The following is an 18824-nucleotide window of genomic DNA, read 5'->3' on the forward strand; positions in this document are numbered from 1 at the left end:
ACCCCGCACGCGTGTCAACATTGGGGGTGTCATCATGCGCTTGGGTTTTCTGGTTCTGTTCGTTCTGCTTCTGGTCAAACCGCTATATGCAGGCGGGTTGGCACTGGTCATTGCGAATGACAGCTATGACCATGCCCCGAACCTGCGCGGTGCCGAACAGGTGCTGGACCTGACCGCCGCATTGGAAACAGCAGGGTTTCAGGTTGTTTCCGGGCAAAACCTGACAACTGAGGAAATGCGCGCGCAACTGTCCGGCAGTTATGCGCAACTGCGCCGCGATGGTGCGGACCGTGTGATTGTGGTGCTTGCCGGTCATTTTGTGCATTCGCGCAGTGGCGCATGGTTTCTGGGGGTGGATGCGGATGAACCGGGTCTTGCACAGGCTGACGGGGCAGGGTTGCGGCTGGATGTCATCATGGAAATCGCAAGCGGGGCTGCGGATGCGGCGCAACTTTGGCTTGCGGGTGCCGATCTGTCACGCGGCAGCTATGGCGACGGGCTGGATGGCGGGTTGCCGCCACGCTTGCTGGTGCCGCAGGGTGTGGGCGTTGTGCGCGGGCCGGTGCCGCAGGTGGTGCAGGGCGCGCGCGCCATTCTGCGCCCCGGTGCCATTTTGTCCGATGTGGTTGACCAGACACGCAACCTGTCGGGCGAAGGCACGATTTCACCGCTTGTGCCGTTCCTGCCGTCAGGTTTTGCGCCGCTCGCGCGTGCAGATCGTCAGGCTTGGGCGGATGCCCAGGAAACCGACACGGAAGCCGCCTATCAATCCTATCTGGACCGCTTTCCCAATGGTCTGAATGCGCAGGCCGCGCGGGGTGCCCTTGACCGTTTGCGCAACAGCCCCGAACGTATAGAAGACGCATTGGCGCTGACGCGCGATGAACGCCGTGCCATTCAGCGTGATCTGACCACCATGGGCTTCAATACCCGCGGCATTGACGGGTTGTTCGGGCCGGGCACGCGCGGGGCTATCCGGGGCTGGCAGGGCGGCAACGATCTGGATGAAACTAGTTTTCTGACACGCGAACAGGTGATGCAGCTTGCCGGGCAGGCCGCCCGCCGCACAGCCGAGATCGAGGCCGAGGAACGCGCCCGCCGCGAAGCCGCCGAACGCGATGACCGTGCATTCTGGGATGCCACGGGTGCCGGCGCGGATGAGGCGGGCTTGCGCAGCTATCTGGACCGGTTCCCCGAAGGTATATTCGCAGGTCTGGCGCGCGACCGGCTGGAGCAGATGGAAGGCGCCCAACGCCAGCAGCGCGACCGCGCCGCATGGGAGCAGGCGCGCAGGCGCGACAGCGTCGACGCCTATGAAAGCTATCTTGTGGCATGGCCAGAAGGGGAATTTACCGCAGAAGCCCTTGCCCGCATTGATGCGTTGGACCCGCCAACTGCGCCGGACCCCGAAGATCAGGCCCGCGCCGATGCACGCGCCGTCGAATCCGCGCTTGGTCTGACAGGGCCGACCCGTGTGCTGATCGAGCAGCGATTGGCGCGAATGGGGTTTGACCCGGGCGCAACCGATGGTGCCTTCGATGCAGATTCCCGTCAGGCGATCGAACGCGCGCAGCAGCATTTTGATCTACAGGCCACCGGCTATGTCACGCAGGATCTGATTACGATGATGCTAAGCGACACGTTGCGCAGTTTCTTCGATTGATGGGGCCTGATTGCTGATCGGGGTGTAATCGCGGGCCGCAAGTGTCTTGTCGGGGTTGGTGCAATCCTATAGATCGCATCAACCCCGAACCCCACAAAGCCCGAACCCCTGAAAGGATGCCGCGCCATGACAATGCCCAGTGATGACCGCCTGATTGTTGCCCTTGATGTGCCCAATGCCCTTGCGGGGCTGGAACTTGCACGCCAGCTTGGCGATACGGTCAGTTTCTACAAGATCGGGCTGGGCATGCTGACAGGTGGCGGGCTGGCGCTGGCCAATGAACTGAAACAGGAACATGGCAAACGCATATTTCTGGATATGAAGTTCTTTGACATCGGCGCAACTGTTACAGCGGCCGTGCGCGGGATTGCACAATATGATCTGGATTTCCTGACGGTGCATGGCGATCCGCATGTCGTGCGCGCCGCGCGCGAAGGGGCGGGCGGGTCCAACCTGAAAATCCTTGGGGTCAGTGTGCTAACATCGCTGGACCGCGCTGATCTGGATGATGGCATGATCCAGCCCGGTGATATTGCCGAAATCACGCTGGAACGTGCGGCCCGTGCCTTGGCCGCCGGTGCGGACGGGGTGATTGCCAGCCCGAATGAGGCCGCCGCCATCCGCGCGCTGCCAGAAGCTGCGGGCAAGCTGATTGTCACACCGGGGGTCCGGCCCGCAGGCGCCGATCTGGGCGACCAGAAGCGCGTCGCCACACCGGCGCGCGCCCTGAGTGAAGGGGCGGATCATATTGTCGTGGGCCGGCCCATCTGGCAGGCCACCGACCCAAAGGCGGCCGCGCGTGCGGTGCTTGCGGAAATTTCGGGCGCGTAAGCCGTTTCCTGCACGCGATTGCACAGATCAGCGCGCGTGGCCTATCGCTGCAATGCGCGCAGCTTAGTGTTTTGCAGACCAGCTCATAGACACGCGCGAGCGGGTGTAGAATTCGCCCATAAGCCCCAGAACCAGCGCGCAAATGCCAAACACCAGCGGGTAATAAACCCAAGTGTGCATCGGGTTGTAATTGATAAACGCATAGCCGCGCGCCTGATCAATGGCATGGAACAAAGGGTTCCACATGAAATAGGGCAGCACGGATTCAGGCAGCGTGTTGGCCAGAAAAAACTTGCCGGACGCCACCATGTTCAACCTTGTGTAGAACATGGTGATCAGCTTGCTGGCACTGGGCATCCATGGCTTTATCGCATACATGACAACACCGATGGCCAGCCCCGCGAACCAGACGGTCAGAAACACCGCAAATGTCTGAATGGGCTGATAGATGGTCAGCGGTGTCCAAAGCGCGTGATACAGAAACAGCAGCACAACCACGGTCACAACCTGAATATACAGTTCTGCCAGCGCGGCGCCGCCGATGGCAACAATCGGGTTCATGGGGCGGTGCTTCATCATCGCGGATGCCGGCCCTTCGGCCCCCGCGACAGCCCCGATGACCTTGACATGCGCCATGAACATGAACACGCCTGTCATCAGATACAGCAGCACATCCCCGCGCACGGCCGCCGCGCGCATGCCTGCAAACAGGAAAATTGCCATAAAGACGGCAACCAGGATCAGCGTCTGCGCGATATTCAGCAACAGTCCGATAATGGCATTGCCGTGGTTTTTGCGCACATTGCGCACACCCTGATTGAAAATCAGGTGCAGCGTTGTAAAAAACTGCGCCCAGATAGAGTTGCGCCCTGAAGAAGAATACATTTTCTGCGCTCGTTGTTTCGGTGCGGGTTGCGCAAAAACGCGCCTGTCTTCCAAAGCAACGTAGCGCGAAACAGCGATTTGGGCAATCACCCTTGCACCCCACCCTGACATTTGCAACATGAACAGCGCACAGCAAAGGATCACATAATGGCGGCTATTGATTTTCATAAGATCGAAATAGAGTTTCGCGCGCTTGCCTTGCAGGCAGGCGATGTGATCATGCAGATATATAACCAGCCTGATTTTGATATCCGCACCAAATCCGATGACAGTCCGGTAACCGAAGCGGATGAAGCCGCCGATGCCATCATTTCTGCGGGGCTGGCGCGCGCATTTCCCGGCGTCGCTGTGGTGACGGAAGAACAGGCCCAAAGCCATGGAACCAGCGCAGATGTGTTCATTATCGTGGACCCGTTGGACGGCACCAAGGAATTCATCAACCGGCGTGGTGATTTCACTGTCAATATTGCCTATGTCGAACATGGTGTGCCGCTGCGCGGTGTGGTGTATGCGCCCGCCAGGAACCGCATGTTCTATACCCACGCCGACGGGCATAGTGTGGAAGAAGCAGGCCCGTTTGCACATGACACCCAAGGTGAGCTGCGCGATTTGCAGGTGCGTCACGCGAATATGGCGGCGCTGCTGGTGGTTGCGTCGAAATCCCACCGCGATCAGGCCACCAATGATTATATTGAAAAATACAATGTTGCCGATCTGTGCAGTGCGGGGTCATCGTTGAAATTCTGCCTTGTCGCCACGGGCGAGGCCGATCTGTATCCGCGCCTTGGTCGGACAATGGAATGGGACACTGCCGCAGGCGATGCCGTGTTGCGCGGCGCAGGCGGGCGTGTGGTGACATTTGCGGGGCATGATGTGCTGGCATATGGCAAGCCCGGTTTTGAAAACCCGTTTTTCATTGCCGCCAGCCCGACCGTTGACTTGCTGCCCTGAAGAATTGCGGGCGGTGATTGCCGCCCGCTTGCATTTGCGATGCGAAAACCCTGAAATTGCCACCTGCGCCCCCTGATTTGACCCCAAACCTGCCGCATTTTCCCTGTTAACCATTCTTTAACAAAGACAGGTTCAACAGAATGGAGCGACAGATGAAGCGCAAGGTCACCAAAGCAGTTTTTCCGGTTGCAGGTATGGGCACACGATTCCTGCCCGCGACAAAATCGGTTCCCAAAGAAATTATGACACTGGTGGATCGTCCGTTGATCCAATACGCGATTGATGAAGCGCGCGCCGCAGGTATTACCGAATTCATCTTTGTCACCTCTCGCGGCAAAGGGGCGCTGGAAGATTATTTTGACCATGCGCCGGAACTTGAAAACTCGCTCCGGGCCAAAGGCAAAACCGAACTTCTGGAAACGCTTCAGGCCACGAATATGGACAGCGGCGCAATCGCCTATGTGCGCCAGCATCAGGCCCTTGGTCTGGGTCATGCCGTGTGGTGCGCGCGTCATCTGGTGGGCAATGAGCCCTTTGCGGTGTTGCTGCCTGATGACGTGATTGCCGCTGAAAAGCCCTGCCTTCAGCAGATGATCGAGGCATATGAGCAAACCGGCGGCAATATGATTGCGGCCATGGAAGTCGCGCCCGACAAGGCGTCCAGCTATGGCATCATGGATGTGCCCCCTGCCATTGGCCCGATCCTGCCCATGTCAGGCATGGTTGAAAAACCTGCACCCGGCACGCAGCCGTCCAATCTGGCAGCCATCGGGCGCTATGTTTTGTCACCCGATATCATGCGTCATCTTGACCAGATCAAGCCGGGCGTGGGCGGGGAAATTCAGTTGACCGATGCGATTGCGCGCGAAATTGCGGAAAAACGCAATGTCTACGGGTTCCGCTTTGAGGGGCAACGCTATGATTGCGGGTCCAAGGCGGGGTTCTTGCAGGCCACGGTCGCCTTCGGGTTGGCGCGCGCTGAACTGCATGATGAACTGAACGAATTCCTGACCGATATGATGACACAGCGCCAGGCCGCACAATAACCCACGCGCTGCGATATGGTATACGCCGGTCAGGTTGAAAGATTGTGATTGTAGGTGGTTGTGCTGAAGGGGATGCCCCAAGGCGCGGAGCAAAGGCCGAAGGTGGCCCACGCCATCGGTCTGGCCGTCCCGCGGCCTGCCGATTTGGCTGATGGCAGGCCAAGCCGTTGAACGCAGGAATATGCAGCCTGTATAAAGTGAACTTCACTGGCGTCGGATCGGCAGACCCCCGCCCACCGTTGGCGCGGGCTTTGTCCAAGCGCGAATGTCTGCAAAAGGCCAAAAATTGATCAGCTCTCGTGGGTCCACATGAAATGACAATACTTTACGGCATGAACAAGGGACGGGCATATCGCGCGCCCCTTTTCATATGCGCGGCAATCCCCTGTTTGGGCTTGCCTTGCGCCCGAACTGTGGCATGACTGACCCATGCTTGACCCTGTCCCGTTATCACAAGATCGCTGGTTTGATTTTCGCATGCGCTGGAAACGCCGCCGCCTGCGTGCGCGCGCCATAGCCAAGGCGCGGGAATTGACGGTGTTGAAGCGTGGAACATGGGCGCGCAGTGACATCTTGCTGTTCTGCACCATCCGCAACGAACGCGAGCGTATTGACTGGTTCCTGACCCATTACCGTAAACTGGGTGTCGGGCATTTCCTGTTTATCGACAATGACAGCACCGACGGCACGCGGCAGGTGCTGCTGGATCAGGCAGATGCGTCCGTGTGGCAAAGTGGTGCCAGCTACAAACAATCGCGTTTTGGTATGGACTGGATCAACGCGTTGATGCTGCGGTATGGGTCGGGGCAGTGGTGTGTCGTGGCGGATGCGGACGAATTGCTGATTTATCCGCATTGGGAAACACGGCCCTTGCCTGCGTTGGCCGACTGGCTGGACATGCAGGAACAGCCAGCGCTGCCCGCCATGATGCTGGATCTATACCCGCAAGGCCCGCTTGGTGCCCGTCGCTGCCCCGTAGGGACAGACCCGGTGCAGGTTCTGAACTGGTTTGACGCGGGAAATTACGTCATCCAGCATAAACCCTTGCTGGATTGCCTGCTGATACAGGGCGGGCCGCGGGCAAGGACCTTTTTCAAGGACACGCCGAACCGCGCGCCCACATTGACGAAATTGCCGCTTATCAAATGGAGCTGGCACAACGCATGGGTAAATTCCACGCATTCCATCCTGCCACGATCGTTGAACCGTGTGTATGACCGCACGGGTGGCGAAACTATCGCGGGCGCATTGCTGCATACCAAATTCCTGCATTCGATCGTTGAAAAAGCCCCTATTGAGAAGGCACGCGCGCAGCATTTCGGCAACGCACCGGTGTTTGACAGCTACTATGATGCTGTGTCACAGGCCCCTGTTCTTTGGTGTGATACCTCCACCCGGTTTGAAGGGTGGCAGCAACTTGAACAGCTTGGCCTTATATCGCGGGGTGGATGGGCCTGATTGGTCACGGGTGTTCGTTTAATTCATGAATTACAGGATGAAATATTGCAAGTTTTGATCCCGTTGGGCAAAGCTGAACCGAAATCCAAAGCCATGGGCACACAAAGCATTAAAGGTGCCGGGCCAGTTTTGTATGAGTGTGCGGTATGAATGCAATCAGGGCGCAACTTAGACTGCGTGCGCAGCGTCAGACTAAACTGATGCGGGCCTTGCGCAAGAGTCTGGAATTGAAATCACGTGTCAACCGCACGGCGGATATCCGGCACGGTGATATTCTGGTATTCACCACATTGCGCAACGAACTGGTGCGGTTGCCGTATTTTCTGGACTATTACCGCGCGCAGGGGGTGGGGCATTTCCTGATGGTCGACAATGCATCAGATGATGGCACCACCGAATATCTGGAAAGCCAGAAAGATGTCTCGGTCTGGGTGACAGGGGCCAGCTACAAGGCGTCGTGTTTCGGGGTGGACTGGTTGAACCATCTGCAATGGCGCTACGGGGCAGGGCACTGGACGCTGGTTGTGGATGTTGATGAATTTCTGGTCTACCCGTTTTGTGACACACGCCCGTTGCATGCCCTGACCGACTGGCTTGAAAGTCAGGGGCGAAAGTCGTTTTCGGCCATGTTGCTGGATATGTATCCCAAAGGGCCAGTGACCGCGCATCCTTATTGCAGTGGTCAGAACCCGTTTGAAATTGCGCGCTGGTTTGACGCCTGCAACTACTCGTTCAAGCGGAATGGAAAGATGCAGAACCTTTGGATACAGGGGGGCGTGCGGGCGCGCGCGTTCCATGGCGACAGGCCCGAACAGGCACCGGCACTGAACAAGACACCGCTTGTGCATTGGTCACGCAAATATGCCTATGTCAGTTCCACGCATATGCTGCTGCCGCGCGGGCTGAACAAAGTGTATGATGACAGCGGGGGCGAGCAGGCATCAGGCGTGCTGATGCATGCCAAGTTTCTGGACACGATTGTTGCGAAAGCCCGCGAAGAACTGGTGCGCGGGCAGCATTATGCAGGCAGTCGCGAATATGCGGCCTATGACCGGGGCCTGCAGGATCAAGGGGATTTGTGGTGCGATTTCTCGACCGAGTATATCAACTGGCGTCAACTTGAAATCCTTGGCCTGATGTCGAAAGGAGACTGGGCATGAGCACCGATCCCCATCCGACACAAGCGGCGCAATCAGGCCCATTGGGAATCGTCATGTTGTGCCACACGGCCTTGCACCGTGCAGCGCAGGTGGCGCAGTTCTGGCTGGCGGCGAATTGCCCGGTTGTCATTCATGTTGATCGTGCGGTCAGCACTGCCCAGATGGACGCGTTCAAGCAGGCGCTTGGCCCGAATCCGCTGTTGCGTTTCAGCACGCGGTTCCGGTGTGAATGGGGCACATGGCCGATTGTCGCCGCAACGCAGGCCGCATCCGAGCAGATGCTGAAAGAGTTTGCACAGGTCGAGCATGTGCTTTTGACATCTGGGTCATGCATTCCGCTGCGCCCTGTCGGCGAACTGGTCGACTGGCTGGAACAGCGCCGCGATGTGGATTTCATTGAATCCGTGTCCATTGGTCATGCATCATGGATCAAGGGCGGGCTGTCCGAGGAACGCTTCACGCTGTATTTCCCACTGTCATGGAAGCAGCGCAAATGGGCGTTTGATCTGCTGGTGAACATCCAGCGCCGCTTTGGCATACGCCGTGACGTGCCGCGCCCGTTGCAGCCGCATATGGGGTCGCAATGGTGGTGCCTGTCGCGCAAGACATTACAGGGTATTCTGAACCATCCCAAACGCGCGCGCTATGACAGGTATTTCAAGGGCACATGGATACCCGATGAAAGCTATTTCCAGACCATGGTGCGCATGGTGTCCGACCGCATCGAAAGCCGGTCGCTGACATTGGTGAAATTCGACCGCAACGGCCGACCCAATTTGTTTTATGACGATCACCTGCAACTTCTGCGCCGTTCGGACTGTTTTGTTGCCCGCAAACTCTGGCCGGATGCGCAGGGGCTGTATGATTTCTTTCTGTCCGGCCAGACCATGCGCGAAACCCCGATTGACCCGCAACCCGCCAAGATCGACCGCTATTTCGAACTGGCGGCCAAGCAGCGCAGCGATGGGCGTGCGGGTCTTTATATGCAAAGCCGCTTTCCGCTGGATGAGAGCATCAACGCCAAGACCGCAGCGCCCTATTCGGTGTTTTGCGGGTTTCAGCAGTTGTTTCGCAATTTTGATTTCTGGTTGGGGAATGCGGCAAACTGCCGTGTGCATGGCCATCTTTTCGCGCCGGAAAAAGCAGAGTTTTATGGCGGTGCCAAGGTCTATCATGGTGCCATCAGCAATTCAGCGGCGCTGCGCGACTATAACCAGCGTATGTTTCTGGCCAATCTGATCTGGGCAACCCGTGGCGAGCGGCAGTGCTTTTCCTATAACAGTCGTGACAAAATGACGCCGGACCTGAACTGGTTCATGGCCACAGATCGCAACGCGCAGATTTCCGTCATCAGCGGGTGTTTCATTCTGCCTCTGTTTCGCGGTGATTATAAGGTTGATGATGTGCTGGGCCATATAGGCTGGCTTCAGCGACGAGAGCAGGAGTTTATCGCCATCCTGCAATCAAAATGGACGTCCGCGGATATCAGGGTCTGGACCCTGGCCGAGTTTTTGCAAGACCCGCAACGCCTTTTGTCCGAAACCGTCCGCGCGGCCTTTCCCGATGCAATGCTTGAAGAAGATAATCTGCCGCAGACCGGGTCTTTGGACGGGTTCGAGGATTATCTGACCCATTTGCGCAATCTTGGTTTGCCGCCTGTCTTGCTACAAGACTACAAGCGCTAAACGTCAAGGCTTGGAAAGACACATGACTGCATCACCGGAATTCACCTATTTTGTCGTATTCGCTGAAATGCGCACAGGATCCAACTTGTTGGAATCAAACCTGAACGAATTTGACGGTCTGGAATGTCTGGGCGAAGTGTTCAACCCGGCCTTTATCGGCCATCAGGGCTGTGATGAAATGCTGGGTGTCACGCAAAAGCAGCGCGACCTGAACCCGTTTGCCTTGCTTGATGCTATTCGCCTGCAAGACGGGCAGGCGGGGTTTCGGTATTTCCACGACCATGATCCCCGTATCCTGAATATAATCATGGAAGACCCGCGCTGCGCCAAGATCGTGCTGACGCGCAACCCGTTGGACAGCTATGTGTCCCTGAAGATTGCGCAGGCTACGCAACAATGGAAGCTGGGCGATGTGAAGACAAAGCGCAGTGCGCAGGTCACATTTGACCCGGTGGAATTTGAAACCCACGTCACGCAGTTGCAGGCGTTTCAACTGCGCATCCAGCGTATGCTGCAAACCTTTGGCCAGTCGGCGTTCTATATCGCCTATGAAGATGCCAATGATCTGGATGTGTTGAATGGTCTGGCCAAATGGCTTGGCAGTGCGGCGCGTATTGAAAAGACATCCGGCAAGCTGAAACGCCAGAACCCCGAACCCTTGGAACAAAAGCTGACAAATTTCGATGCTGTGCGCGACGGCATGGCGCGGCTTGATCATTTCAATCTGTCGCGCACGCCGTGTTTCGATCCTGCCCGTGGTGGCATGGTCTGGGCGTATCGCGCGTGCCGCAGCGTGCCCTTGGTCTATGCACCCCTCAGCGGCGGGCATGACGGTGACATACTGGACTGGATGGCCCTGATTGACGGATCAACCCGCGACAAGTTGTTGCATCAGTTCAGCCCCGAAAGCTGGCAGCACTGGTTGCGCGACAATCCCGGCCATACGTCCTTTACCGTGATCCGCCACCCGCTGGAGCGCGCGCATGATGTCTACCGCCGTCAGGTGCTGCACGGGGCGCGCGAGAATGTGCGCCAGTTCCTTGCGCGTATCTATGATGTCACCTTGCCAGAAAAAGGCGCATTGCCCGATGATTACGGACCCGAAGACCATAGGCGCGGGTTTGCGGCGTTCCTGCGCTTTGTCCATGCCAACCTTAATGGCCAGACCGGCATGACAACCCATCCTGCATGGGCGCTGCAATCAGACCTTATTGCCGATATTGCATCGCGCGGGCCGATCCGGCATGTGCTGCGCGAAGACGGGTTGCAGGATACATTGACTGTATTGGGGCAGGGAACAGGGCGCGAATTGCCACCATTCGCCCCGCCATCCCGCACATACAGGCTGACGCTTTCAAGTATTTATGACGCAGAAATAGAATCACTGGGCCGCGCCGCCTATGCCGAAGACTACGCGCGCCTTGGATATGCGAACTGGCAGGCCGGACCCCAATAGGCTGGCCGCAGCATAGGCAGGCCCAAAGGCTATGCCGCCTTGATCGACTTGTCGCTGTTCAGGATTTCATACAGCTTCGACGTGTCGTCATTTGAGCGCAGCTTGTTGCAAATATCAGAATTGCGCAATGTTCTGGACACAAAGGCCAATGCCTTCAGATGCTCGACCCCCGCAGACCGGGGCGCAAACAGCGCAAACACCAGATCCACCGGCACCTTGTCGACAGACGCATAGTCCAGCGGTTTGCCAAGACGCAGAAAAACGCCAACCACGCGGTCCAGCCCTTCAAGACGGGCATGGGGCAGGGCGACGCCATGTCCGACACCGGTGGGCCCCAGGCTTTCGCGTTCCTGCAACGCCTCTATCGCCAGATCGGCATCGATTCCGTAAACGGACTTGGCGACATCGCCCAGGGTTTGCAAAAGGCGCTTCTTGCTGGTGGTGGATCCAAGCGCGCGGACCGCACCGGGGGTTAGCAGGGTCGACATGTCCATCTGTCTTGCTCCGTCAAAAAAAATGCCGCGCCTGACGCCGGTGTCAGGCGCGGTGTTTACGGAATCCGGGGGTTAATTCTGCGGATCAATCCAGCCGATATTGCCGTCCTCGCGCCGGTAGACGACATTCAGACCGCCATGACGCTCATTGCGGAAGACCAGAACTTTTGTATGCGACAATTCCATCTGCATAACGGCTTCCCCTGCGGAACATGATGGAATTCGGGTTTCCATCTCGGCAATGATAATCGGCTGAAGCGAGTCTGCTTCGACCGCGCCATCATCTTCATCTGATGCGAGGATATACGAGGGTGCGCCGGCAAATTCAACCGGGCTTGTGCGGTCGCGGTGATGGTCTTTCAAACGGCGTTTGTAGCGGCGCAGCTGCTTGTCCAGCTTTTCGCGGCAAGCTTCAAAAGCGGCATATATTTCATGGGCTTGCGCCTTTGCCTGCGCGGTCAGTCCAGTGGACAGATGAAAAGTGGCTTCACACACGAAAAGATGGGCATCTTTGGAAAAGACGACCACGGCTTCGGTCGGGCGCTGTTGGTATTTTTCGACCAGTTCGCCGAATTCGGCCTTCACATGGGTTTGCAGGGCTTCACCGATTTCAATATGTCTGCCACTAATCTGATAGCGCATGCGCCTCTCCTTGCTAAAAAGCGGGTAGGCGGGGCCTGTCCCGCGGGGTAATTCTGCGCTTTTCGCACCAGTGCCCGAAACAGATTTTTCATCCCTGACGCTCACCGGTGGATTGCCTGTTTTGACCATTTGGCGCTTAATGGGGGTATCTTGTCAATGCTTTCGACCAACTCTTTGTGCAGGCAGGCGGGGGTCCGCGTTCAGTCCAGCCGAAACTCTGCCCCAAGATAAACGCGGCGCACATCTTCATCGGCGACGACCTCGGCGGGGGTGCCGCTTTTCAGGACACTGCCATCATGCAAGATATAGGCACGGTCCACGATGGCCAGTGTTTCGCGCACATTGTGGTCGGTGATCAGCACGCCCAGCCCGCGGGTTTTCAGATCCGCCACCAAGGCGCGAATCTCGCCCACGGCAATCGGGTCCACCCCGGCGAAGGGTTCGTCCAGCAGCACATAGCGCGGATTCGCCGCCAGCGCGCGCGCGATTTCCGCGCGCCGCCGTTCCCCACCCGATAACGCAAGGGCAGCCTGATCGCGCAGATGTTCGATGGAGAATTCCTGTAACAGATCTTCCAGCCTGTCGCGCCGCGCTCGTTTGTCAGGCACGCGCAGTTCCAGAACCGACATGATGTTCTGTGCCACACTCAGCCCGCGAAAGATCGACATTTCCTGCGGCAGATACCCCAGCCCCAGACGTGCGCGGCGAAACAACGGCAGGCCCGTGGCATCGCGCCCGTCAATGCGCACTGTGCCCCCTTCATGTTTGACGATTCCCGCAATGCAGTAAAAGCAGGTTGTCTTGCCACACCCGTTCGGCCCAAGCAGCGCCACCACTTCACCGGGATGCAGCGTCAGCGACACATCCTTGATGATGACGCGCTTGCCATAGCGTTTCTGAAGATGCGTGATTTCCAGCTTCTGGCCGCTGGCCGGACTGCCATCAGCCGCCGCAGACGGCAGGGGGGCGTTCTTGTCGATTATCGGTTGATCGGTCATTGCAGCGTCAGGGATTGGTCTGGATCAGGGTGCGCACATTCCCTTCCATCCGGCCCTGTTCGGTGTTCAGATCGACAAACAGCGTGTCACCCGTCAGGACATTCTGCCCTTGCGTCAGCAACACTGACCCTTGCATGCGCACAGTCCCGGCCGCAACTTCATATATAGCGGTCTGCCCTTCGGCGGCTTCATCTGCGGTAACCAGTGTGACGCCGCCATATGCTTCCAGCCGTTCGATTCTGTTGTCCCCGGCCGCGTCATAAATGATTCTGATTTCAGGGGCGGACAGCCGCATATCGCCCTGTCCCAGCACAGCGTCGCCGGTGAATATGGTTTCGCCTGTCTGGTTGTTGACTTGCAGGTTTTCGGACGTGATCTCGACCGGCAGGCCGCGAACATTTTGCAATCCCGAAAAACTCAGCCCTGTGCCTTGTGCCGAAACCTGGAATGGCTGCGCTGTAAGGGCAAGTCCAACCCCAAGAATAAAGCCCAAGATCCTGCGCTGATGCACTATGCCTGCTCCCTTAATCTGCCGGAATATATAGAAGCCTGACATCACCGACGAAATCAAGCAGATATCCGTTTTCACCGCTTTCCAATGGTGTGATCGTCAGGGATTGCGCGCTGATTTCACCAGGCGGCCCATGACCGAAAACACCGCCGGTGCCTTCAATTCTGGACCGGTCCAGAAAAGTCCGTAGCATCGGCATGGTTATCACATACCCGCTTTCGTCTTCCAGTTCCACCGTGCCGGTCATCGTCAGCAGGTTTGCCATCTGGTCCAGATGCCCATGCTCGGACCGGAACGCAACTGTGCCATCGACGCCGAATTCTGCTGTTCCATCAGGGTCTTCCAGCGTCAGTTCCACCGGATCACCCGGTTGCGGGTTCGCGGGCGACCGCACCGTGCGTGCATCAATGGTTATGGCCGTGCCATCGGTTGTGACGGTCGCAAAACGTGCAGTACCGATGCGCGGCTCGCGTGTCAGTTCCTCAATGTCCAGATTTGCCAGCGCAACGGCCTGACTGGGATCAACGCTGCGCGACACCAGAAAGATTGTGGACAACAGCAGTAACGCCCCGAATGGCAACACCAGACGCAATGTCAGGGACAGGCCGGAGCGCCAATTTGTTGGGGTGCGCGACATTTCAGGGACAGGCCTTAATGCGAGAATATGTCGATGTCGGGCCAGCCTGTCAGGTCCAGTTCCGCCCGCGTTGGCAAAAAGTCGAAACAGCGTTGCGCCAGATCACTGCGCCCTTCGCGTTCCAGCATGGCATCCAGAATATCGCGCAGACGGTGCAGATACAGCACATCTGACGCGGCATAATCCTGCTGCGCCTGAGTGAGTTTCGCAGCCCCCCAGTCCGAACTTTGTTGCTGTTTGGAAATATCCACGCCCAGAAGTTCGGTCAGCAGGTTTTTCAGCCCGTGGCGGTCCGTATAGGTGCGCACCAGTTTCGATGCGATCTTGGTGCAATAGACCGGCGCCGTGGTCACCCCGTAGCTGTGACGCAACAGCGCAATATCAAAGCGTCCGAAATGGAACAGCTTCAGCGTGTCGGGGTCCGTCAGCAACCGTGCCAGATTGGGCGCAGGCTGAATATCACGCGCCACCTGCACCAGATGCGCATGCCCGTTTCCGTCGGACAGCTGCACCACACATAGCCGGTCACGATGCGGGTGCAGCCCCATCGATTCGCAATCGATTGCAACAACAGGGCCAAGCTTCAGATCATCCGGCAGGTCATGGGCATACAAGTGAACAGTCATCGGCGCCTTCCATTACAGCTTTGTGCGGGGCTAGGCGGGAATGGCGTGGAAATCAAGACATATGACATCGCAACACTGCCGCAAAGTCATGTTGATGTGATGTTAATTGTGCTTTGTGCAACAGCCGGGCGCTGTATGATGGATGATATGACAGATTCTGCTCCGAAAACACTACTGCGCAAGACCGCAGGCTATACCCGTGCGGAACAACGTGCGGATGCGGCTGTGCATGTCATCGGCGTGCTTGGGGCCATTGTTGCGGTTCCGCTTATTATTGGCGCGGCGTTACTGTTTGGCCATGACAGCGATCAGCCGTGGGCGTTTGTGGCCGTTTCGGTGTATGGGCTGGCGTTTCTGGCCATGATCAGCGCATCCGCGCTGTATAACCTGACACCAAATGCGGGGTTGAACTGGCTGTTCCGGCGGCTGGACCATTCGGCCATTTATATCAAGATCGCGGGCACATATACGCCATTCACGCTGATACCGGGGCAGGGCCTTTGGCTGATGATGGGGCTGTGGGGGGCCGCGCTATGCGGGGTGGTCCTGAAATGCCTGTCGCCCGAACGGTTTCGCTGGGCAGCCCTTGCGTTGTATCTGGGTATGGGCTGGGTCGGTGTGCTGATATTGCCGCAAATGCTGGCAAGCCTGCCGCTGGCAACCGTTATTCTGATTATCGCGGGCGGTGTGGTCTACACCTTGGGGGTGGGGTTCTACCTGTCAACGCGGTTGCTGTTTCACTACGCCATCTGGCATGTTTTCGTGCTTGCCGCGTCATTCCTGTTTTATGCAGCCGTGATGGTGCTGGTTGTGAACGGGACCGTGCACTGACCTTAAGCGGGGTGTATTCTGGCCATCACATCATTCAGCACGCTTGGTCTGTCCGTCATCAGCCCGTCAACGCCCCAGTCCAGCAAGGTCTGCATCTGTGCGCTGTCATTCACGGTCCAGACCTGAACATGAACCCCGCGACGATGGGCCGCTTTCAAAAAGCGCGGCGTGACCAGCGGAATGCCCCGCCAGTTCAGCGGCACCTGCACAACGGCAAAATCGTCCAGCGCAAGCGGCAGGCCCCAACCGGCAGCCCATAGCCGTGCAACCTGCATATGCGCAGGCGACCACAACAGATCCGGTCCCAGCAATTGGCGCGCGTGATCTGTGCGCGCGGGGTCAAACGCCCCGACGCACACCCGTTCCAGCGCGTTCAGGCGGGTGATCACGCGGGCCAATGGCGCAACAACGTCCAGCGACTTGGCCTCGATCGCGATAAAAAGGTCTGGAAATTCTTCCAGAATATTCTCTAGGCGCGGGATGGATGCACCGTTTCTGGTGCGAATGGTCTGCAATTCTGCCCAGCGTGTCGCGGCAATCTGGCGCGTATCACCACAAATGCGGTGCAGGCTGTCGTCATGATGGACCACAACAACCCCGTCGCTGGTGGCATGCACGTCCAGCTCGACATGCGTATAGCCCAGTTCAACCGCATGCCGGAACGCAGGCAGGGTGTTTTCCTCGGCTTCCAGCGCGCCGCCGCGGTGGGCAAAACAGCGCGCGCCGGGGCTGGTCAGAAAGGGGTGGGTGCTTAATCGTGCCATGGGCGGCATTTTGCGCCTTTTGCGCGCGGTGTCGAGTGGGGTGAGATGCGCGGGCGCAGAAAATCCTGTCCGCACGGCGTGCCATCTCATCCTAAAGGACAGATTTGCCAAGGGGCATCGTCAATGCAATGGTGTGTCCTGTCGCAGCAAGCAGGGCCAGAATCATGCGCTATCGCCACGATCAGATTCCCGAAATCGCCCTAGGCTGGCATCACGACGGGCGCGGGGCAGCGCTTGCAACCGTGATCCAGACATGGGGGTCCGCGCCGCGTCAGGCGGGCAGCCAGCTTGCAATTTCAGGTGATGGCGAAATCATGGGGTCGGTGTCTGGCGGCTGTGTCGAAGGCGCGGTCGTGATGGAAGCATTGGACGCGTTGCGCGCAGGCACGCCGCGCATTGTGGAATTCGGGGTCAGCGATGACACGGCGTTTGAAGTGGGGCTTGCCTGCGGGGGCACCATCCGCATTCTGGTAGAACCCGTTGGCGACACAGCGCCCGCGCTGCCACCCGCCCTGCTGTCCGATATTGTCGCGGCCCGTGCCACGCGCCGCGCGGTCGCATGTGTGACGGATCTGGTGACATGGGCGCGCTGGCTTGCGGGGCCAAACGACAGCAAGCTTGCAGCGCAGTTCCGCGCTGACCGGTCTGGCCTGAATGATGCAGGCCAACTGGTCACGCTGCACAACCCGCCCTTGCGGCTGGTGGTCGTAGGCGCCGTGCATATCGCGCAGGCGCTGCTGCCCATGGCGCGGCTGGCGGGCTATGATCCGGTATTGGTAGACCCGCGCGAAGCGTTCGGTGCGCAGGCGCGCTTTCCGGCTGAGAGTATATCCCATGACTGGCCTGATGACGCACTGGCCGCCATCGGGCTGGATGCGCGCAGTGCGGTTGTCACGCTGACGCATGATTCTAAGCTGGATGATCCGGCCATCATTGCGGCGCTGCAATCAGATGTGTTTTATCTGGGCTGTCTGGGGTCCACGCGCACCCATGCCAAACGGCTGGAGCGGCTGCGCGCCGCCGGTCTGGATGATGCGCAACTGTCGCGTATTCATGCGCCCGTGGGGCTGAATATCGGTGCCAGAACACCGGCAGAAATTGCGGTGGCAACGCTTGCGCAGATCACACAGGCGCTGCGGGGCGCGCGGGCATGAAATTCGGCCCCGTTCCGCTGTCACTGGCCGAAGGGGCCATTCTGGCGCATTCCGTAACGCTTGATACAGGCCGCTTGCGCAAGGGAACGCAGTTGACGGACAAGGACGTGACCACCCTGCGCGCGGCGGGGCTGGACCATGTGACGGTCGCGCGGCTGGACCCTGAGGACATCAGCGAAGATGCCGCAGCGCTTGCTGTGGCGCAGGCATTGGTGCCCGCTCCGGCCGCGTGCGGGTTGGCGCTGAAACCGGTTGGCACAGGGCGGGTCAATATCGTGGCGTTGGGCGCGGGCGTGCTGCGTGTTGCGGGGCCGCAGATCAATGCGCTGAATGCGGTTGACCCTGCCATCACCTGCGCGACCCTGCCGGATTTCATGCGCCTTGATCCCGGCGGCATGGTCGCCACGGTCAAGATCATTCCTTATGGCGTGGCGCGTGCCGCGGTGGCGCAGGCATGCGCTGCGGGGCAGGGCGCGTTACGCGTATTGCCGCCATTGCTGAAATCGGCCAGCTTGATTCAGACATGGGTGGACCCGTCCGCAGATGGCCGCAAGGGGCATGCCGCGACCAAAGCGCGGCTGGACCGGCTGGGTGTCGCGCTGGATGCAGGCGCGATGGTTGCGCACCGCATTGACGCGCTTGCGCAGGCATTGGCGCAGGCAAGCGGGGATCTGCTGCTGGTGCTGACAGGGTCCGCGACATCGGACCTGTATGACACCGCCCCCGAAGCGCTGCGCCGTGCAGGCGGGCAGGTGATGCATTTCGGCATGCCGGTTGATCCGGGCAATCTGCTGTTTGTGGGGCAGCTTGGGGGGCGTCCCGTCATCGGCCTGCCCGGTTGCGCCAAAAGCCCTGCGCTGAATGGCGCCGACTGGGTTCTGGAACGCATAATCTGCGGGCTGGGCGTCACTGCCGCCGACATCATGGGCATGGGGGTGGGTGGCTTGCTGAAGGAAATTCCGACCCGCCCGCGCCCGCGCCGCCATGGCGAAACGCCCGCGCGCGACTAAGCCTAAGGTGGCATATGCGGAC

Annotated in this window: 19 protein-coding genes; 11 read left to right on the forward strand and 8 right to left on the reverse strand. The window is 58.7% G+C overall.

Annotated features, from left to right (window positions below; genetic code table 11):
* The first annotated feature begins 34 nt into the window (after positions 1-34).
* Positions 35-1663: a peptidoglycan-binding protein gene (locus tag P8S53_RS09625; protein WP_277803751.1), complete on the forward strand. Its 1629-nt coding sequence runs from the start codon at positions 35-37 to the stop codon at positions 1661-1663.
* Positions 1664-1789: 126 nt separating this feature from the next.
* Complete coding sequence (pyrF, locus tag P8S53_RS09630) at positions 1790-2494, forward strand: orotidine-5'-phosphate decarboxylase (RefSeq protein WP_277803752.1); 705 nt, start codon at positions 1790-1792, stop codon at positions 2492-2494.
* Positions 2495-2557: 63 nt separating this feature from the next.
* Here the strand turns inward: pyrF and P8S53_RS09635 are convergent, their stop codons facing one another.
* The gene (locus P8S53_RS09635) at positions 2558-3379 is read right to left on the reverse strand and encodes an ABC transporter permease (RefSeq protein ID WP_277803753.1); all 822 of its coding nucleotides are present in this window, start codon (positions 3377-3379) and stop codon (positions 2558-2560) included.
* 147 nt (positions 3380-3526) lie between these two features.
* Between P8S53_RS09635 and cysQ the strand changes: the two genes are divergently transcribed.
* The 6 genes from cysQ to P8S53_RS09665 all read left to right on the forward strand — a co-directional run bounded on the left by cysQ (position 3527) and on the right by P8S53_RS09665 (position 11135).
* Positions 3527-4330 (forward strand): 3'(2'),5'-bisphosphate nucleotidase CysQ, encoded by an 804-nt coding sequence (gene cysQ / locus P8S53_RS09640; RefSeq protein WP_277803754.1) that lies wholly within the window; start codon positions 3527-3529, stop codon positions 4328-4330.
* Between the two features lie 152 nt (positions 4331-4482).
* Positions 4483-5376: a UTP--glucose-1-phosphate uridylyltransferase GalU gene (gene galU / locus P8S53_RS09645; RefSeq protein WP_277803755.1), complete on the forward strand. Its 894-nt coding sequence runs from the start codon at positions 4483-4485 to the stop codon at positions 5374-5376.
* Positions 5377-5805: 429 nt separating this feature from the next.
* Positions 5806-6834: a glycosyltransferase family 2 protein gene (locus P8S53_RS09650; RefSeq protein ID WP_277803756.1), complete on the forward strand. Its 1029-nt coding sequence runs from the start codon at positions 5806-5808 to the stop codon at positions 6832-6834.
* Between the two features lie 146 nt (positions 6835-6980).
* A complete protein-coding gene (locus P8S53_RS09655; protein ID WP_306417792.1) occupies positions 6981-7994 on the forward strand; it encodes a glycosyltransferase family 2 protein in 1014 nt (337 codons plus the stop codon).
* Positions 7991-9679, forward strand: coding sequence for a beta-1,6-N-acetylglucosaminyltransferase (locus tag P8S53_RS09660; protein ID WP_277803758.1), 1689 nt, complete (start codon positions 7991-7993; stop codon positions 9677-9679). The genes P8S53_RS09655 and P8S53_RS09660 overlap by 4 nt, the downstream gene beginning before the upstream one ends.
* 22 nt (positions 9680-9701) lie before the next feature.
* A complete protein-coding gene (locus P8S53_RS09665; RefSeq protein WP_277803759.1) occupies positions 9702-11135 on the forward strand; it encodes a hypothetical protein in 1434 nt (477 codons plus the stop codon).
* A 29-nt stretch (positions 11136-11164) separates the two neighbouring features.
* Here P8S53_RS09665 and P8S53_RS09670 read toward each other — a convergent pair whose 3' ends face one another.
* From P8S53_RS09670 to P8S53_RS09695, 6 genes are all read right to left on the reverse strand, one after another.
* Positions 11165-11629, reverse strand: coding sequence for a PTS sugar transporter subunit IIA (locus P8S53_RS09670; RefSeq protein WP_277803760.1), 465 nt, complete (start codon positions 11627-11629; stop codon positions 11165-11167).
* A 72-nt stretch (positions 11630-11701) separates the two neighbouring features.
* Positions 11702-12271, reverse strand: a complete 570-nt coding sequence (gene hpf, locus P8S53_RS09675) for a ribosome hibernation-promoting factor, HPF/YfiA family (RefSeq protein WP_306417908.1) — start codon at positions 12269-12271, stop codon at positions 11702-11704.
* A 200-nt stretch (positions 12272-12471) separates the two neighbouring features.
* Complete coding sequence (gene lptB / locus P8S53_RS09680; protein ID WP_277803762.1) at positions 12472-13269, reverse strand: LPS export ABC transporter ATP-binding protein; 798 nt, start codon at positions 13267-13269, stop codon at positions 12472-12474.
* 7 nt (positions 13270-13276) lie between these two features.
* On the reverse strand, positions 13277-13762 hold the full coding sequence (locus tag P8S53_RS09685) for an LptA/OstA family protein (protein ID WP_277803763.1): 486 nt from the start codon (positions 13760-13762) through the stop codon (positions 13277-13279).
* A 31-nt stretch (positions 13763-13793) separates the two neighbouring features.
* On the reverse strand, positions 13794-14417 hold the full coding sequence (locus P8S53_RS09690) for a hypothetical protein (RefSeq protein WP_277803764.1): 624 nt from the start codon (positions 14415-14417) through the stop codon (positions 13794-13796).
* 14 nt (positions 14418-14431) lie between these two features.
* The gene (locus P8S53_RS09695) at positions 14432-15043 is read right to left on the reverse strand and encodes a ribonuclease D (protein ID WP_277803765.1); all 612 of its coding nucleotides are present in this window, start codon (positions 15041-15043) and stop codon (positions 14432-14434) included.
* A gap of 147 nt (positions 15044-15190) precedes the next feature.
* On the opposite strand from P8S53_RS09695, the gene P8S53_RS09700 reads away from it, so the two are divergent.
* Complete coding sequence (locus P8S53_RS09700) at positions 15191-15874, forward strand: hemolysin III family protein (protein WP_277803766.1); 684 nt, start codon at positions 15191-15193, stop codon at positions 15872-15874.
* Between the two features lie 2 nt (positions 15875-15876).
* Here the strand turns inward: P8S53_RS09700 and P8S53_RS09705 are convergent, their stop codons facing one another.
* Complete coding sequence (locus P8S53_RS09705; protein WP_277803767.1) at positions 15877-16638, reverse strand: glycerophosphodiester phosphodiesterase; 762 nt, start codon at positions 16636-16638, stop codon at positions 15877-15879.
* A 164-nt stretch (positions 16639-16802) separates the two neighbouring features.
* On the opposite strand from P8S53_RS09705, the gene P8S53_RS09710 reads away from it, so the two are divergent.
* Both P8S53_RS09710 and P8S53_RS09715 read left to right on the forward strand, forming a co-directional pair.
* Positions 16803-17792 carry an XdhC family protein gene (locus P8S53_RS09710; RefSeq protein ID WP_277803768.1) on the forward strand — a complete coding sequence of 330 codons (990 nt, stop codon included), beginning with the start codon at positions 16803-16805 and terminating at the stop codon, positions 17790-17792.
* Entirely contained in the window at positions 17789-18802 is a 1014-nt protein-coding gene (locus P8S53_RS09715) for a molybdopterin-binding protein (RefSeq protein ID WP_277803769.1), read from the forward strand. The genes P8S53_RS09710 and P8S53_RS09715 overlap by 4 nt, the downstream gene beginning before the upstream one ends.
* Positions 18803-18824 lie beyond the last annotated feature (22 nt).

The sequence above is a fragment of the Roseinatronobacter sp. S2 genome (assembly GCF_029581395.1).
Lineage (GTDB): Bacteria > Pseudomonadota > Alphaproteobacteria > Rhodobacterales > Rhodobacteraceae > Roseinatronobacter.

Bases quoted from the DNA above. Each gene is read 5' to 3' on its own strand.
- P8S53_RS09625 (WP_277803751.1), top strand. From the start codon at position 35: ATGCGCTTGGGTTTTCTGGTTCTGTTCGTTCTGCTTCTGGTCAAACCG.
- pyrF (WP_277803752.1), top strand. From the start codon at position 1,790: ATGACAATGCCCAGTGATGACCGCCTGATTGTTGCCCTTGATGTGCCC.
- P8S53_RS09635 (WP_277803753.1), bottom strand. From the start codon at position 3,379: ATGTATTCTTCTTCAGGGCGCAACTCTATCTGGGCGCAGTTTTTTACA.
- cysQ (WP_277803754.1), top strand. From the start codon at position 3,527: ATGGCGGCTATTGATTTTCATAAGATCGAAATAGAGTTTCGCGCGCTT.
- galU (WP_277803755.1), top strand. From the start codon at position 4,483: ATGAAGCGCAAGGTCACCAAAGCAGTTTTTCCGGTTGCAGGTATGGGC.
- P8S53_RS09650 (WP_277803756.1), top strand. From the start codon at position 5,806: ATGCTTGACCCTGTCCCGTTATCACAAGATCGCTGGTTTGATTTTCGC.
- P8S53_RS09655 (WP_306417792.1), top strand. From the start codon at position 6,981: ATGAATGCAATCAGGGCGCAACTTAGACTGCGTGCGCAGCGTCAGACT.
- P8S53_RS09660 (WP_277803758.1), top strand. From the start codon at position 7,991: ATGAGCACCGATCCCCATCCGACACAAGCGGCGCAATCAGGCCCATTG.
- P8S53_RS09665 (WP_277803759.1), top strand. From the start codon at position 9,702: ATGACTGCATCACCGGAATTCACCTATTTTGTCGTATTCGCTGAAATG.
- P8S53_RS09670 (WP_277803760.1), bottom strand. From the start codon at position 11,629: ATGGACATGTCGACCCTGCTAACCCCCGGTGCGGTCCGCGCGCTTGGA.
- hpf (WP_306417908.1), bottom strand. From the start codon at position 12,271: ATGCGCTATCAGATTAGTGGCAGACATATTGAAATCGGTGAAGCCCTG.
- lptB (WP_277803762.1), bottom strand. From the start codon at position 13,269: ATGACCGATCAACCGATAATCGACAAGAACGCCCCCCTGCCGTCTGCG.
- P8S53_RS09690 (WP_277803764.1), bottom strand. From the start codon at position 14,417: ATGTCGCGCACCCCAACAAATTGGCGCTCCGGCCTGTCCCTGACATTG.
- P8S53_RS09695 (WP_277803765.1), bottom strand. From the start codon at position 15,043: ATGACTGTTCACTTGTATGCCCATGACCTGCCGGATGATCTGAAGCTT.
- P8S53_RS09700 (WP_277803766.1), top strand. From the start codon at position 15,191: ATGACAGATTCTGCTCCGAAAACACTACTGCGCAAGACCGCAGGCTAT.
- P8S53_RS09705 (WP_277803767.1), bottom strand. From the start codon at position 16,638: ATGGCACGATTAAGCACCCACCCCTTTCTGACCAGCCCCGGCGCGCGC.
- P8S53_RS09710 (WP_277803768.1), top strand. From the start codon at position 16,803: ATGCGCTATCGCCACGATCAGATTCCCGAAATCGCCCTAGGCTGGCAT.
- P8S53_RS09715 (WP_277803769.1), top strand. From the start codon at position 17,789: ATGAAATTCGGCCCCGTTCCGCTGTCACTGGCCGAAGGGGCCATTCTG.